Raw genomic sequence first — 15215 nt, forward strand, 5'->3', positions numbered from 1 at the left:
GGGTGTAAGAGAGCCGGTGGTGAGGTGCGAACCGGTCAGGCGGAGTATTTCGAATTATCACGTGATCTGAATTGTCCGGCCATATTCAGTGCCGTTACCACCTGATATGAGTGCGCATAAAATCAAGATGCGTAGGTGGGTGGTACCGCGATTACAATAATCGTCCCGTTGATACTTTTATCAACGGGACTTTTTTATTTCTTTTCTAAGGAGGAACAACGATGAAGAGTATTCGTTTTAAAGAGGCAGTAACTCTCTTACTTATCATGCTAATAATTTTAGGAACTGCCGTGATTAAGTTTGGCTTGTCACCACAGATCCCCGTCCTATTTGTCATAGCTTTACTTATTTTTTGGGTCAAGTTTCGTGGTGCTAGTTGGGACGAGATTCATAAAGGTATCCAAGAAGGAATCGGTACCGCAATCATCCCCATCTTTATCTTTATCCTTATTGGCGCATTAATCGCCGTTTGGATTCAAGCTGGAGTCATCCCTACAATTATGATTGTCGGCTTCAAACTGATTAGCAGTCAATTTTTTGTTCCATCAACATTCATTGTCTGTTCTTTAGTCGGTCTATCCATTGGTAGTGGGTTTACAACTATTTCGACAATCGGAATTGCCTTATTTGGAATGGGCGTTGCACTTAATGCTAATCCTGCGCTAGTAGCGGGTGCGATCATTTCGGGAGCTGTTTTTGGTGATAAAATGTCACCCCTCTCTGATTCAACTAATCTTGCCTCGGCAATCGCAGGTAGTGACCTTTTCGCCCATATCAAGAATATGATGTGGTCAACGATTCCTTCTTTTATCGTGTCACTAATTCTATTCTGGTTCTTTGGTAATTCCGGTTCCCATATGAGTGCTGGCAAGATCGCCCACACAATGGCTATTCTTAATCAACAATTTACAATTTCATGGTGGGCCCTATTACCAATCGCCTTAATGTTTATCTGTGCATGGCGCCACATTCCTGCTATTCCAACCTTATTTATTAATATCATCGTTACAGTAGTCATGATCTTCTTCCAAAAGCCAGGAACCTCTCTTCAATCCCTCGCCAAATTAATTAGTGATGGCTTCGTTGCTCACACTAGCGATGCAACTGTTAATACGCTGCTTACCCGTGGTGGGATTAGCAGTATGATGGGAACAGTTTCCCTGATCATCGTTACCCTTTCGCTTGGGGGAATTTTGATGAAGTTTAACATTGTTCAGTCAGCAATGAAGCCGCTTGTTGACCACCTTCATAAGCCTGGCAGTCTTATTACTGTTACAATTCTTTCTGGTATTGGAATCAATCTTTTTGTTGGGGAACAATACCTTTCCGTTATTCTTCCAGGTAAGGCATTTAAGGGTGCATTTGATAAAATGGGTCTTTCACCATTAGCTCTTAGTCGTGTCCTTGAAGATGGCGGAAGTGTTATTAACTACTTAATCCCATGGGGTGTTGCTGGATCATTCGTCGCCTCAACTCTTGGTGTACCAGTCCTTCACTTCCTACCATTTGCTTTCTTTAGTCTGTTTTCACCAGTTTTCTCAATTTTAAGTGGGGTTACTGGAATTGGTTTGAAGTGGCAAAAAGGAAATCAACGCAATGCTACGAACGAAAAGCAAATAAAGGAAGCTTAAAAAAGTCTGGGTTTGAGAATTCCTCTTACCCAGACTTTTTTATTATCCTGCAATTAATACTTCTGTTACCAATAATCCCCCACCAAAGATTAATACAAAGACAACTACCGGCCACACAAAACGCAACCAATGGGAATATCGCATATCGAGCATTTGCAAAGTTGCCATAACTAACCCAGTCGGCGCTAAGAATAACATTGCATATTGACCAAATTGATATGCGGTAACAACAGTATATCGCGGAATATGAACCGTATCAGCTAGTGGCGCTAAAATTGGCATTGCTAGTACTGCTAAACCAGATGATGATGGCACAATAAAACCTAAGACAAAGAATACCAGCATCATCACAATAATGAAAAACGATCCGTTCATATGTGCAACCATTTTTGAAGAAGCATAGAGAATTGTATCAGAAATATAGCCATCATTAAGCACTTTATTAATTCCTCGTGCCAAACCAATAATTAATGATACACCGACTAAACTAGCTGCTCCATCAGAAAAAGCTGTTGTGGTCTTATATTCTCCCAAACCATCTTGGTGCCCAAAACAAGCTAAAAACATAATAATAATAGCAATTGTTAAGAAAGCGGATGCCATGTTAGGGAAAGCCCATCCTTTGGCCATTACTCCCCAAATCATAATTGGGAAGGCGCAAGCAAATAAAATTAAAATAATTTTCTTTTTTAATGTAAACTGCTGATCTTTTTCTTCGCTAGTAGCCATTCCCCACATTTGATCAAATTTATCCCGATCATCATACGAATAGGAAAACTGTGGGTTCTGTTGTACTTTGCGTGCATACCAATGCAGGTAAAATAATAAACAAGTAACTGCAATTACCAAGCCAAAAATTCGTCCTGCCATTCCTTGCGTAAAAGTTGTCCCAGCAGCATTTGACGCAATTACAACTGAAAACGGATTGATTACTGAAAATGTTGTTCCAAGCGAACTTGCTAAGAAAATAGCCCCAACACAAACAATTGAATCATAACCCATCGCAATAAAAACTGGGGCTAAGATTGGGTAAAAGGCAACCGCTTCTTCTTCAATCCCACATAGCGTTCCACCAAGTGCTAGTAAAACTGTCACGAGGAACACCAAAATAAATTCTTTCCCCTTAGTCTTGGTAGATAATGCTGCTAGTCCAGATTCAAAAGCTCCACTTGCTTTAACAACACCAATCAAACCACCTAAAACTAAGATAAAAATCATAATATCAACTGATTCAATTGTACCATCAACCATACTAGAGAAAATATCGCTGACCGAAGCCGGATGCTGTTCAAGCCGTTTATAAGTTCCTGGTACTGAAATTGGCTTATTAATTGCTCCTGATTTAAACTGGTCGACATCAATTTGAATGTGCAATTTATCTAATGTTGTCTGTGTCGCAGGATAACTAATTTTTTCTCCAGTTGGTTGCGTTACTTGGAGATGATTATTAACATATGCTAGCTTAGAATAACTTCCCGCTGGAACAATCCAAGTAAGCATTACTGCGATCACTGTCAGAAAGAATAAAATTGTAAATGCACCTGGCATTTTTAATTTAAACCGATACTTTTTCCCTGCTGTTGCTTTTCCCATCATCCTCACTCCTTAAGTCTCCTTTCTCCCTTTTATTAATTTTAGCAAGCGTTTTCAACAAACTTCGTAATAAGTCAGATTAATTCAACAAATGCATATTTATTATTTAAAAAGCAGGTTAAACCCATTAGATTTACCTGCTTTTTAACATTTTCACCTTTATTACTTAGGCTACTTATTATATTCAACAATTTCTATATCATTATCAGTCAACATTACGCGTGTCAGACTTCCATTTGCTGGGCGTTCAGTCACATCATACTTTCCATGACCAAAACGTTCTACTAAGCTTAAAACAGTATTTCCATGACTTACCCATAAAACATTGGCGTCGTTAGGTAAATCAGCATTCCGAATTAATTCAATTCCTTTGTCCATTCGTTGCCAGTACTCTTCATTGTTTTCGGCGTCATGAAATGGATCAGCATCCTTTAACCAGTCTTTGGCTTGACCGATAGAATATGCGGTTACAATTTCACGGAAGTTCTTAAAGCCATGAGGGGCACCCGCATTGTACCAAGCAAGATCCATATTTGTTCCTTCATATGATCCATAAAACTCTTCCCGAAAATAAGGAGCGGTGACTGGATGAGCTACAGAATTAGCGTTATTAAGATTTAAAATCACTTGTGCTGTTTCCATGGCTCGGGAAAGGTCACTACAAAAGGCCCCATCAAAGTGAATGTTTTGCAATTTCTCGCCAGCTACCTTTGCATCTTCTTTGCCTTTCATAGTTAGTGGGGAGTTACTCCACCCTTGCAATTTATTGTAAATATTAAAAAAAGTCTGTCCATGGCGAACAAGATAAATATTCAATTTAGTCATAACAATCCCTCCATAATCTTATTGTACCGCTTACAAACTCTTAAAACTATTTAAGTATTAACTTTGAGCTTTAAACACAGATTCTTCATATTCTCCACGTAGATTAAAAAATATAGAAAATATAGAAGGAAGGAATTATTATGAAGCTTAGAGACACTAGTCAACCAAATATTGTTGCTGCTAAGATTATTAATGTTACTCTGAAAAATGTTACCGTAATTACTGAAGAAGGCCACTTACTCAAGATTCCATTAACTAAACAGTATCGGGAAGATAAAACTTTACGGGCATCATTGGTTGATATCTTGAAAGCAGGGATATGGATTCCAGTAAATAAAAAGCTAAAAAAATTATTTAGTTACGACTGGGTTTCTGTTCCTGCCTTGGTCCCAGCAAAGAATTAAGTTTCTTCAACGATTTCCATAAAAAGAATGTTTTATAGTAATCTATGATAAAATAATTCTTGATTTGTCGAAATTGCACTTCGATAATATAGAACAAACCATATTGATTGCGAGGAACATTCCTAATGAAAAAATTAAGCAAATTTGTGGATACTAGGATTGGTTTTTTCACCCTCCTAGTTATCCTTTTTTGGTTAAAGACCCTGTTTGCTTACTTTACTGACTTTAAGCTTGGCGTTACGGGAATTTTTCAATACCTTATCTTAATTTTTAACCCGTTAGCGACCACCTTTTTTATTTACAGTTTAGCATTCTACTTTAAGCGTTCGCGGTTCTTCTACCCGGTTATTATGGGCTTAGACATTGCAAACACATTATTACTCTATTTAAATGTCATCTATTATCGTGAATTTACCGATTTTATGACAATTGCTACGATGACTGGTTATTCAAAAGTTAATCAAGGTTTAAGTGGTAGTTCACTTGCCCTCACTAACTTCCATGATGTCTTTTACTGGTTAGATATCGTCGTAATTCTTATTTTAATGCTCTGTAAAGTTATCAAATTTGATCCACGAGCAATTGGAACACGGTTAGCATTCGCATTTAGCTCCGTTGGTCTTGTCTTATTTGGGGTTAATTTGTCTTTTGCAGAAATGAGTCGTCCGCAACTGCTTGGCCGGACATTTGATCGTTCCTACATTGTAAAATATCTCGGTATTGATACTTTTACTGGTTATGATTTAGTAAAATCGCAACATATCAATAATATGCGACAAAGTGCTACTAAACCTGAACTACTAAAAGTTAAGAAGTTCACTGATAAGCACTACGCTCCGGCCAATCCACAAATGTATGGAATTGCCAAGGGCCGTAACGTGATTATCATCCACCTTGAAAGTTTTCAACAATTTTTAATTAACAAGAAGATCAACGGTCAAGAAGTTACCCCATTCCTTAACTCACTTTATAACGGCAAGGATACCTACTCGTTTGATAATTTCTTCCACCAAGTCGGTCAAGGTAAAACCAGCGATGCAGAAAACCTCTTAGAGACTAGTACATTTGGCTTGCCACAAGGATCTTTATTTGCCACGTTAGGGAGTGACAATACTTTCCAAGGCGCTCCAGCTATTCTTAATCAACGTGCCGGTTACACGAGCGCTGTTTTCCACGGAAATGTCGCTAGTTTCTGGAACCGCAATAATGTATACAAGAATTTAGGTTACCAATACTTCTTTGATGCTAGTTATTACGATACTTCTGGAGACAAGGCTACCGGATATGGACTTAAAGATAAGTTATTATTCAAAAACTCGATCAAGTATCTCCAAAGTTTACAGCAGCCATTCTACGCTAAATATATCACTGTTACTAACCACTTCCCTTACACGCTTGATGATGAAGATAAAGATCCAAACTTCCAAACAACTAATACCGGGGATAGTAACGTCGATAATTACTTTGTAACAGCTCATTATCTTGATCAATCAATTCAGGAATTCTTTAATTATCTCCAAAAGACTGGTCTTGATAAGAAATCAATTATTATGATTTATGGTGACCATTATGGGATTTCAAACAGCGAGAATACTTCCTTAGCAAGTGTTCTTGGAAAGAGTGCAGATGATTGGACTGACTTTGATAATGCTCAGCTTCAACGCGTACCACTAATGTTTGTCATCCCTGGTACGGGTCACGGAAAAGTTTATCATACCTATGGTGGAGAAGTTGATGTTCTTCCAACCCTCCTTCACTTATTAGGAATTAGCAGTAAACGCTATATTCAATTTGGAACCGATCTCTTCTCTAGCAAGCATAACCAAGTGGTTGCCTTCCGTAATCGGGATTTTGTTACGCCAACTTATACGAGTGTGGGTGGAACAATTTACAATAATAAGACCGGTAAAGAAGCTAAACTTACCAAGAAGCAGCAAGAGAAGTTAAAGAAGGATCAAGAGTTTGTAAATGAAGAACTAACTCTTTCTGATTCGTTAAACGAAAAGAATCTCTTGCGGTTCTACCATCCAAAAGGGTTTAAAAACGTTAACCCAGCTGATTACAATTATTCAAATGGTCTAAAACGAGCACAGCGAATTGAAAAGAAGAAGGGAATTAAATCAACAAGTATTTACTCAGAAAATGGTGACCGTTCAACTGTAGATGACTACAGCACTGACGCCCCTGAGCAAAACCACTCTTCTACTGATTCCAACCGTATTAAGATCACTAACCCCGACGCTAATAATAAATAGCACGGGTACAACATAGCATAATAGAGCCTAGCAGAACATTTTGTTTTGTCTAGGCTCTGTTTTTAAGTTTAAGCTAATTTCAATCAACTAAACTTTTCCTCCAGTAGCAAAAGTGATATTGTTAACTTATACACAAAGAATAATGGAGGGATTTTTATGGTTGAAGAATTTGGCTCACCATCGTCGTATATTCAAGGTAAAGGTGTCCTTTTTGAAAGTGATAAGTATCTTAAAAACTTTGGTACAAAGCCGTTACTATTGGCTGGCGAAACAGTCTATAAAATTGTAGGTAAGCGGTTTGAACAATATCTTCAAGAAAGCGGTTATGATGTCACCCGTGTTCAATTTAATGGTGAATCATCCACTAACGAAGTAAACCGGGTCACAGAAATTGGTAAAGAAAATAATGTAACTGTCGTTTATGGTCTTGGTGGTGGTAAAACAGTTGATACTGCCAAAGCGATTGCCGATAACCTTAACTTACCAGTTGTAATTATGCCAACATTGGCTTCAAATGATGCACCTTGTTCTCGTCTTTCAGTAATCTACACTGATGACGGTGGCTTCGATCATTATCGTTTCTACAACCAAAACCCTAATCTGGTTTTAGTTGATACTCAAGTTATCGCTAATGGTCCCGTTCGGATGCTTATTTCTGGAATTGCCGATGCTTTAGCTACCAATGTTGAGGCACAAGCAGTTGCTCAGGCTCATAGTGATACAATGCTTGGTGAAAAACAAACCCTTGTTGGAAATGCAATCGCCCAGAAATGTGAAGAGACATTATTTAATTACTCGCACCTAGCTGTAGCGGATGCGGAAGCACATGTCGTTACGCCAGCATTTTCTAATATTGTTGAGGCTAATACCCTGATGAGTGGTCTTGGTTTTGAAAGTGGTGGTTTATCCGGTGCTCATGCTATTCATGATGGCTTAACAATTTTAGAAGAAACACATGATTTAACACACGGTGAGAAAGTTGCATATGGAACACTTACCCAATTAATGCTCGAAGGTGCTGACAAAGAACGTTATAACAAATACTTCCAATTTATTCTTTCTTTAGGCCTCCCAACTACTCTTGCTGATCTACATTTAGAAAATGTTACTGATGAAGAATTGCTCAGTGCTGGAAAAGCCGCCTGTTCAGAACAAGATACCATGGATCGTTTGCCATTTAAGGTAACTCCAGATGACGTTGCGCAAGCATTGCGAGCAGTTGATGCATATACTAAACAATATTTAAATAGTCACCATTGTCATCATAGCCAGATGTAATAAAAAGGGAGCGAGCCAGAAGTCACTTGTGACTTCGTTTTTCGACGCGAAGCTAGCCTCTGGGAGCCCCCGCAAGCAACAATAGGCCTCTAACGTTCGGTTTTGCCGGACGTTAGAGGCCTATTGTTGTACTGCGTATTTGCTTTTTATGAAAGTAACTTAACTTATGTCACAGTTCCTTTTTGTTATTTACTCCACAAGAAATTAATTAATGCCTTATCAACTTGAGCATTATTATGAAGTTTCGAATGTTGAGCATCTTTTCCTGTTATTTTTAGGACACGGTACGACTTTGCCCGAGCAGCTACTAGGTACTTGAGTGATAATGACGATGCATTATCAACAGTTCCATCTGTATGATTACCAATATCACCGATAATATTAAGAACTGCTACTTGACCTTTAGGATAGGTTTGCCGTACTTCTGTCATTTGACGATATGTAGCGTTCATTTCATTTGGCTTGCCGTCTTTATTTAATTTCATTCCAACTGGTTGCTGGATAGCAGCAGGTACCTGTTTAAAATTCAATCCCGCAAAATGACCTGCGATATCAACCTGTTTTTGTAATTGAGGCATATTCTGATTTTTACCGTTTTGCAACATATAGTAAATAATCGAAATATTTCCCAGGGAATGACCAACCATATTAATCTTAGTTATGCGATAGCGTTTCTGTAATGCTTTTACAACATTTGTCGCATATTCGCCATGCTTATTAAAATCCAACTGCCTATTGTTATCATAATTCACCTCAACAATTGGATTGATGGCCCCTTTATGCATTGAACCATGAAGAGTAACTTTTCCGTTATTAGCAACATCAGCTTGCAAGACTGTGCTCGTTACCCCAGCTTTTTTAGCAGCATTTACCATGTGTTCTTCTGCATGATAACTACTGCCTCCACCATGGAAAAATAGCGTTGGCGTTGTTGATTGCACATACTTACTATGTTTTTGCTGACGCCAAACTGCCCCACCAATTATTGCCAGAATAACAACTACTATCACTACACCAATCCCAATATGGCTTTTTTCATAATTTCACCCGCTTTTTTGTTTACTTAGATTATAAGCCTAAGAACAATAATGCAGTCAAAACTTATTTTAATGCAGGAGACGTTGCCAAAAGTTTCCACGGCGAACATCATTAGCACTATATAGAGAGTAAGTTAATGGTTCCCCATTAAGCGTTTCTAACTGATCACTCGTTATCCTTAAGCTGCCGACACGTTCACCTTTCCAAATAGGTGCTTCTAATTTTTTCTTTTTATATTGTGTTCCAATTGTATAGTCCGTTTTTGTATCATACGGACTCCAAATAGTTACTTGTTGCGGCGTGAGTTCCATTGTTTTTTCAACACCATTAGCTACTTTACGTGTTGTTACTGATGATGGAACTTTTATTTTTTGTAAATGGTCCTCTGTTTTAAGGATCTTATATAAATTCTGAGTAGCCTTAAATCGGTTGTCTTTATTGCTTCCTTTTGAATGTAAGATAACAGTAATAATGCGATGTCCTTGATACTTACCTGTACTTGCAAAACAAGCTCCCGCACTGTCAGAAGTCCCCGTCTTCAAACCATCAATCGTTACTCCTTTTACAGCGTACTGTTCTCCCGGTAACATCTTATTAAGATTTTTTTCAGTCTTAACTTGATCTTTCGCTATTTGAAATTTTACTTCTTTTTGTGCTGTAATTTGTAAAAGTTCTGGATAATGTGTCACAAAGTATTGCGATAAAATGGCAACATCACGTGCACTCATTGTATTAGCAGCATTGTTAGGAAGATCAGCTAACTTAAAACTTTTCATATCTCCATTGTCTAATCCGACTGAATTAACAATATTTGTCTTAGTCATTCCAATTTTTTTGGCTTTTTGCATCATTTTAAGATTAAATTCATCGGTCCCATCCCCGGTAGCAGTTGCAAGTGCGACGGTCGCTCCATCAGCTGACTTTACAAGGGCTGCATTGATTAATGTCCGAACTGAATAAGATTGACCAGATTTTAGTCCGATTGAAGAATAAGCAGCATCATTAGAAATAGCCGCAATTTCAGGAGTTATTTTTACTTGAGTATCCCACGAAAGCTGCTTCTGTTGGATTTCATCTTCTATTACTAAAATAGTTAATAATTTTGTAATTGAGGCCACTGGCAGAGCCTTATCTACATTTTGCTTATAGATAATTTGCCCTGTTGAAGCATCAGCCATGATCGCTGCAGAAGCATCAATTCGACTATTTGCTAATACAGATTGCCTTCCTCCCATTAGCATCATGAATAGAGATAAAATAAAAACTGTCAATTTTTTCATAAAATCTATTCTCCTATTTTCTCCAAGTACGGTAAGATAAATTTAATAATAAATAATAAATAATAAATAATAAAGGAATTCATTATGAATAAAGAACTTAAATCTCTGCTTTTCATCTCAACTGGCCTATTCCTTAGTTTTATTCTAATTTTTAACCTTTACACATATAATGCTACTAGATTTATTCCTCAAGCTAGCAAAACAAGCCAAATTCTTAACCAAAATCGCCTTCGCGCCCCTAATATCCATCGTTCCTCTGAAAATTGGACATATCCTAAGATCGATAATGATCCTATTGAATTGGTCGCCGTCAAACAAGCAAAAAGAATTCTAGTTATCAACTCAAATAAGCGACAAGTTATTTACATCATCCACGCACAAATTAATTTACCAGCACAAAAGAATTCTTTTCGCTTACTTCATGCTCGGGGGCAGCAAATTTATCACATTAATGGTTCCCAGCAAGCCATCGCTAAGAACTGGTTAGGCGTTAATGATGGGAACTACATTGAAACCCCCGTTACAGATATGAATAATCATCAGGTCCCACGCAATCTACGAAAAGCACCCAAGATCGAAAACACTATCCAAGTGTCACCCCCCGATGCTAAATGGCTTCAAACTTTGCCTAAAAATACACCCTTAATAGTTAAGGAGGACTATTAATATGATTTCACGATTAAAATATGGACGTTTTTTTAATCACTTATTTGGAAGTAATCTTATTTCACTAATAATAATTATCTTTTATAATCTTCTTACATACTTCATCCCATTAATCAAAATTTCAATCACGCAAATAATTTTTTTCTTTCTAATAATCGATCTGATCTTGATTATCTTTAAAATTTTAGCACTACAAAATTAGCCGACAATCTCAATCTTAGTACCGACCGGCAAATTCTTTTCCATCCATTGTGCGTCTGGCACTGAAAGCCGAATACACCCGTGAGAACCCTGTGTTTTTCCAAGTTTAGCAGCTTCTTGTTCATTATATTTTCCGTCCGCTTTAGTCGGAACACTATGGAACAAGTATTCTCCATGATTCTTCCAAGAAACGTAGTAATTAGCTCCCTCTTTTAACGATCGATTAAAAAAGCTATCTCCTCGTTCTTGTTGAGCATAAAATGTTCCTGTCGGGGTCGCGCTTTTCAGCTTACCTGTTTTAGGATCTTTTTTATAAATTCCACCTGTGCTATACATTGTGTAAATGACCTTTGAACCATCATACAAATATGTCCGATTATTTTTTAAATCGACTTTAATCCAAAAATCTTTCACTTTATTCAAATCTGGATATGGGACCGTTTCTGAAGGCTTATGCCAATCAATTGGGGTGCGCATATGGCTTTCACTATTATCGACTTTCTTTTCTTGTGTTGGTTTTTCGTCTACTTGCGATTCAACTACTGCTCTTTGGGGATGTGTATTCGAAGCAGCATGTAATTCTGGACCGATTGCAATTATTGCCACCAATAAGCAGAATATTCCATAAATCCAATGCTTTACTCGTAAGTTCAAATTAATTTCTCCTTTACAGATAATTCAAAACATCATTATTATAATAATAGGAATTTTTTTATTCAATATACTTTCAAAAAGGTGTAAAAAATGCGAGATAATCTTAAAATTTCATACTTAACTGCCATCTTTTTCTTTATCGTTGCCATCATCTATGCAAATCTTACGTAAGTAATTGTGAGGATTCTATTATGACAGCCGTTTTTTCATTCATAGCAAATATGTGGTCTTATACCATCAATCATAAATGGTCAAAAGATATTTTACGAGCTAACATTCTTTTTATTCTTTTAGTTATAATTTATGATCTTCTTCAATTTTCATTAAAAATAATTAATTGGCGGATCTTCTTCAAAGTATTCCTGCTATTAAATATTTGCTTATTTTTTAAGTTTCTTTTAGATGGGATTGATCGCTATTTAAGAACACGATAACTTGATAAGTTTTTTATTGAGTTATTAAGTTTCCGTGCTAAGATAGGAACATAATTATTTATTTTCAATTCGAGGAAGGGACAATGCAATCGTATATTAAATACTGGATAGCAGGAATAGGAGCATTACTAATTATAATGATTGCTGGAATGACTGTTCACCAGAAAAATCATTTCAATAAAAACGTAACCATTAATAATGTTGCCGTTGGGGGATTAACAGCTAAGCAGGCTTTTGATAAGGTAAAAGGGACCTCTGGAGCAACCAAGGTATACGTTGACAATAAGCTAGTTTACCAAACTAAATCAATGAAGGCTAACTTTAGCAATAATGATGAACAAAAATTTAATCAAGCACTTAAAAAGCAGTTTACATTTTTTCCATCACATAAAGCAACCAACTTATCAATAAAACCTGATAACTTTAATCAAGATTCGCTTAATATTGCTAAAAACAAATTAACTAACAAAGTACGTCAGCTCAACACAGGTCGTAACGCTCCCGTTAATGCTTATGCAGTCTACCACAATGATAAAGTTACTGTAATTCCTGCAGTTAAAGGTAATAAATATGATTTACAAAATGCTGTTAATCAACTAAATAATCAAGCAGGAAGTACTAAAATTAACATTACTTTACATAAAGAACAGCCGATTACTGCAAATAGCAAAACCGTTAAGAACGAGGAAAAACAATTAAATAAGTTAAAAGGGAAGAAAGTTACTTACCTTGTTCAAAATGAAAAGTATAGCCTTACTACCAATCAAATTATTACCCGGGCAACTTATCAAAATGGCAAGTATAATTTCGACACTACGGCCTTAAATAAACAAGTAAAGAAAATTAATGAAAAACATGCAACTCTTGATAAACCATTTAAATTTAGGACTCATTCTGGAGCAGAAATTACCACTACAGCTAATGGTTCTTATGGTTGGAAAATTAGCGAGAAAAAAGCTGGCAATTCATTAACTAAAGCAATTATCGATGGTCGCCAAGAAGTTGATGGTGAACATGATATTGAAGGTAAAGGCTATAATACTGCTGGACTCGGCTACAATGTTACATCTAATAATGGTATTGGAGACACTTATGCTGAAGTTTCATTAGCTGACCAACAAGCTTATTTCTACAAAGATGGTAAATGTGTCCTTACCACAGACATTGTTAGTGGGACTAATAATGAAGGTAACAAAACGCCAAAGGGAGTCTGGTATATCATGTACCAGCAAAGCCCTTCAGTTCTCCGTGGACAAAACGATGATGGATCAAGTTATGCAAGTAAAGTTAATTATTGGTCGCCATTTACTTTAACAGGATGTGGCTTCCACGATGCAAGTTGGCGTCATAATTGGTCAAAGACTGCTTACCTAAGCGACGGTTCGCACGGCTGTATTAATATGCAACCAAGTGTGGCTGGACAAGCCTTCCATGATTTAAAGCAGAATGAACCCGTTATTATTTATTAATACTCTAAGGAGGTTGGGAACCCCCAGCCTCTTTATTATTTTAAAAGAACACCTAACCGGACTATGGTGAAAAACTCGCAAGCTAGCTTACTTTTTATTCTCTTAATTAATATATACGTAAAAAATTCCCCTTTGCACCTCATAATTCTAAAATAGTGGTACAGTAAAAATGTATCTTAACCTTAGGAGGCTTAGATTATGACTGATAAAATTGTTACTGCAGAAGAAATGCGACATTACGATTCTTACACCATTAATACAATCGGTATCCCTTCCCTTGTGTTAATGGAACGGGCTGCCTTAGCCGTTCGCGATGAAATTTTACATGCTTTTCCGATTGCGCTAAAAGATGTGGCAGTAGTAGCTGGCAGTGGAAACAATGGCGGGGATGGAATAGCTATCGCACGCTTGCTTCATATTGCTGGTGTCCATGTAACAATCCTCAATATAGGGAATCCTAAGCATGCGTCTGCTGAACACCAAACACAAGAAAAGATCGCGCACCATTATCAAATTCCTGAAACTTCTGATCTCGCTGTCCTTAATAAGGCAACATTAATTGTCGATGCCATGTTTGGAATTGGAATCGATCGCACAGTAAAAGGAGCTTATGCCAACGCGATTAATGCGATTAATAACACGGATGCGGTTGTCGTTGCAGTAGATATGCCATCAGGAGTTAATACTGATACTGGAGAAGTAATGGGGACTGCTGTTAGAGCTACGACAACCGTCACTTTTGCCTATAATAAGGTCGGCTTAACTAAGAATGACGGAAAAGATTACGCAGGAAATGTTGTCGTTGCTAATGATATGGGAACTTATGCAGTAGACTGATTGTAATATTATTTACCAAGCCTTTTTACTATTAATCACTGAATATTAACATTATTATAATAAGTGACGAACGTTGCGGTGAACCAATTTGGAGGTAAACAATATGTCAGAATTAACAACCAAATTATTTATAGACGTAAAGAACTTTGAAAAATACCAATCAATGTTAAAGTGCCAAGTACATATTGAAGAAGAACGCCATGGTGATTATTGCCTACCTGGTTTTCCTGATCGTCACAATTTTCACCGTCTTCTCCGAATTTTACGTAAACATGATGACGGTTTAACTAGCAAACAACTAATTTACGACTTCAATTACCGGCCGAGCGACCTCGAAGATGCTACCAAGGCATTAGTAACAAACAATTTGGCAACTACCACCCCAATTAACGAGGAAGACTACAAAATTCAGCTTAACACTGAAGGTATCGAAGTTGCTGATAATTTGCTAAAGCGTCGTGACAAGATTGCTGAAGCTGCTTACCACACATTGAGTGAAAATGAACAACGAGAATTAGACCGGCTCGTAAACAAGCTAACAGAGGATTATGCGAACCGTGACGTAAATTACAACGCTCTTGGCAATATTTGCCATTAAAATGATATCCGATCAAAAAAGCAGCGACTAAGAGAATTTTGCTATTATCTCT

13 protein-coding genes are annotated in these 15215 nt (G+C 37.1%); 8 read left to right on the forward strand and 5 right to left on the reverse strand.

Annotated elements, in window-relative coordinates; genetic code table 11:
- Positions 1 to 221: 221 nt before the first annotated feature.
- Positions 222 to 1631 (forward strand): Na+/H+ antiporter NhaC, encoded by a 1410-nt coding sequence (gene nhaC, locus CBG10_RS05875; protein WP_094511985.1) that lies wholly within the window; start codon positions 222 to 224, stop codon positions 1629 to 1631.
- 42 nt (positions 1632 to 1673) lie between these two features.
- On the opposite strand, the gene CBG10_RS05880 is transcribed toward nhaC, so the two are convergent.
- Together CBG10_RS05880 and CBG10_RS05885 are read right to left on the reverse strand one after the other, a co-directional pair.
- Complete coding sequence (locus CBG10_RS05880; protein WP_094511986.1) at positions 1674 to 3227, reverse strand: YfcC family protein; 1554 nt, start codon at positions 3225 to 3227, stop codon at positions 1674 to 1676.
- 168 nt (positions 3228 to 3395) lie between these two features.
- The gene (locus CBG10_RS05885) at positions 3396 to 4049 is read right to left on the reverse strand and encodes a histidine phosphatase family protein (protein WP_094511987.1); all 654 of its coding nucleotides are present in this window, start codon (positions 4047 to 4049) and stop codon (positions 3396 to 3398) included.
- 140 nt (positions 4050 to 4189) lie between these two features.
- On the opposite strand from CBG10_RS05885, the gene CBG10_RS05890 reads away from it, so the two are divergent.
- From CBG10_RS05890 to CBG10_RS05900, 3 genes are all read left to right on the forward strand, one after another.
- Positions 4190 to 4453 carry a hypothetical protein gene (locus tag CBG10_RS05890; RefSeq protein WP_094511988.1) on the forward strand — a complete coding sequence of 88 codons (264 nt, stop codon included), beginning with the start codon at positions 4190 to 4192 and terminating at the stop codon, positions 4451 to 4453.
- Positions 4454 to 4578: 125 nt separating this feature from the next.
- Positions 4579 to 6708, forward strand: a complete 2130-nt coding sequence (locus tag CBG10_RS05895) for an LTA synthase family protein (protein WP_003665059.1) — start codon at positions 4579 to 4581, stop codon at positions 6706 to 6708.
- A gap of 156 nt (positions 6709 to 6864) precedes the next feature.
- Positions 6865 to 7986, forward strand: a complete 1122-nt coding sequence (locus tag CBG10_RS05900; RefSeq protein WP_094501445.1) for a glycerol dehydrogenase — start codon at positions 6865 to 6867, stop codon at positions 7984 to 7986.
- A 185-nt stretch (positions 7987 to 8171) separates the two neighbouring features.
- On the opposite strand, the gene CBG10_RS05905 is transcribed toward CBG10_RS05900, so the two are convergent.
- On the reverse strand, positions 8172 to 8993 hold the full coding sequence (locus tag CBG10_RS05905; RefSeq protein WP_225361460.1) for an alpha/beta hydrolase: 822 nt from the start codon (positions 8991 to 8993) through the stop codon (positions 8172 to 8174).
- A 99-nt stretch (positions 8994 to 9092) separates the two neighbouring features.
- Positions 9093 to 10304: a D-alanyl-D-alanine carboxypeptidase family protein gene (locus CBG10_RS05910; RefSeq protein WP_094511990.1), complete on the reverse strand. Its 1212-nt coding sequence runs from the start codon at positions 10302 to 10304 to the stop codon at positions 9093 to 9095.
- A gap of 84 nt (positions 10305 to 10388) precedes the next feature.
- On the opposite strand from CBG10_RS05910, the gene CBG10_RS05915 reads away from it, so the two are divergent.
- Complete coding sequence (locus CBG10_RS05915; protein WP_094511991.1) at positions 10389 to 10970, forward strand: hypothetical protein; 582 nt, start codon at positions 10389 to 10391, stop codon at positions 10968 to 10970.
- 198 nt (positions 10971 to 11168) lie between these two features.
- Here the strand turns inward: CBG10_RS05915 and CBG10_RS05925 are convergent, their stop codons facing one another.
- On the reverse strand, positions 11169 to 11825 hold the full coding sequence (locus tag CBG10_RS05925; RefSeq protein ID WP_094511992.1) for a L,D-transpeptidase: 657 nt from the start codon (positions 11823 to 11825) through the stop codon (positions 11169 to 11171).
- A 517-nt stretch (positions 11826 to 12342) separates the two neighbouring features.
- Between CBG10_RS05925 and CBG10_RS05935 the strand changes: the two genes are divergently transcribed.
- From CBG10_RS05935 to CBG10_RS05945, 3 genes are all read left to right on the forward strand, one after another.
- Complete coding sequence (locus tag CBG10_RS05935) at positions 12343 to 13728, forward strand: L,D-transpeptidase (RefSeq protein ID WP_094511993.1); 1386 nt, start codon at positions 12343 to 12345, stop codon at positions 13726 to 13728.
- A gap of 198 nt (positions 13729 to 13926) precedes the next feature.
- Positions 13927 to 14565: an NAD(P)H-hydrate epimerase gene (locus CBG10_RS05940; protein ID WP_094511994.1), complete on the forward strand. Its 639-nt coding sequence runs from the start codon at positions 13927 to 13929 to the stop codon at positions 14563 to 14565.
- A 103-nt stretch (positions 14566 to 14668) separates the two neighbouring features.
- Entirely contained in the window at positions 14669 to 15163 is a 495-nt protein-coding gene (locus CBG10_RS05945; protein ID WP_020843404.1) for a helix-turn-helix domain-containing protein, read from the forward strand.
- Positions 15164 to 15215: the final 52 nt, after the last annotated feature.

The sequence above is a fragment of the Limosilactobacillus reuteri genome, from assembly GCF_002254085.1.
In the GTDB taxonomy this organism is placed as follows: domain Bacteria; phylum Bacillota; class Bacilli; order Lactobacillales; family Lactobacillaceae; genus Limosilactobacillus; species Limosilactobacillus reuteri_K.